Origin of the sequence: Terasakiella pusilla DSM 6293 (assembly GCF_000688235.1) — a bacterium.
GTDB lineage: Bacteria > Pseudomonadota > Alphaproteobacteria > Rhodospirillales > Terasakiellaceae > Terasakiella > Terasakiella pusilla.
Map to the genome: position 1 here is coordinate 1 of NZ_JHYO01000083.1, position 1,288 is coordinate 1,288.

The following is a 1,288-nucleotide window of genomic DNA, read 5'->3' on the forward strand; positions in this document are numbered from 1 at the left end:
ACATAGCAAAACAACCCCAGAACCGTTATGGTTCAGGAGGTTGTAAGCTATTGAAACCACTAAATAAAAGAGGTTTGGTAGGGCAGGAGGGACTTTCGAGGGGGTATCGTCGTTCACCCGGTAACGGTTTCCGTGAATTATCCCCTTAGCAATATTGATGTTGGAATCAGATCGGTAAATGTTGCGATCATGAATTTACCAATGAACACCAGCAATGGTCGGCGTCAAAGGTATCACGATGTTACTTCCTAATGTTGAAGGCACGTCGGCTGGTCGCCGAGTGCCGCCACATCGGGTTTGTCGGCGACGACAAGCGTCACCAACCAACACCCTCGTGTCAGTTCACTTCGTTCCGTTTTTTTGAGAGGAATTGTCGCTTCGCTATCATGTATACGTTGGTTGGTTAAAAGCCCCTCTAAATGAACCAACTACTTATATTATATTAGGAGGTCCACTTAGGGGGGCTTTTTGCCAAATAGAGGTATACCGCAGGCAATAGCCGCTGTGAGCAACGCGAACAACGGGATTGCTGAGGTATCGGTCTCTGCGGCTACGCAGATGACCGTTAATCATTAAACCAGTCCCTCTCTCAAAGAACTTGTGCGGCCACCTGCTGTAGCATCACCGGGTTGGTCTCAGCGTATGACGCCGTTTGGCTAATATTGCTATGTCCCATCAACACGGACACCGATTTAATATCAACACCTGACGAGATCAACTTCGTTGCAAAACCACGACGACCGGAATGACTGCTCACCTGCTCAGGCAATCCGGCTTTGCGGAATAATCGCTTCATCACCTGTTGCAACGAATTCCCCGTGAATGCCATTCCCTTTTGAGTTTTAAACAACGGAGCATTCACGTTAAACGCAATACCATCAATATCACGACGATGATCCAAATACGCTGCCAGCGACTTCCGCACCTTGGTATTGGACAAGAATACTTCCCGGTTCTGTTTCGTTTTTGAATTACACTTCTTAATCTGAAAGTGATCCCGCAAATTACCATCATCGGCCATGACGTCGGTAATTCTCAAAGATGCAATCTCACCGACCCTTAAGCCCAATCCGAATGACAGATGCATGATCGCGGCATTCCGTTCAGGATACATCTCGACGGCCACCACACGCATCAGTCGGGCAAATTCCTCACCAGTCAGAACCTTCGCTTTACCTTCACGCATGACGGGCCTCCATGTCATTTACAATTATGACGACGGCGATGATTTGTAATGAACGTGAAAATCTGATCATGACGGCACCCCGCTGAACACGTTGATATGGCT

Annotated in this window: 1 protein-coding gene; it reads right to left on the reverse strand. The window is 47.8% G+C overall.

Going from position 1 to position 1,288, the window contains the following annotated elements; translation table 11 throughout:
* Nucleotides 1-589: 589 nt before the first annotated feature.
* A complete protein-coding gene (locus Q397_RS0120230) occupies nucleotides 590-1,186 on the reverse strand; it encodes a tyrosine-type recombinase/integrase (RefSeq protein WP_051610416.1) in 597 nt (198 codons plus the stop codon).
* Nucleotides 1,187-1,288 lie beyond the last annotated feature (102 nt).

Bases quoted from the DNA above. Each gene is read 5' to 3' on its own strand.
- Q397_RS0120230 (WP_051610416.1), bottom strand. From the start codon at position 1,186: ATGCGTGAAGGTAAAGCGAAGGTTCTGACTGGTGAGGAATTTGCCCGA.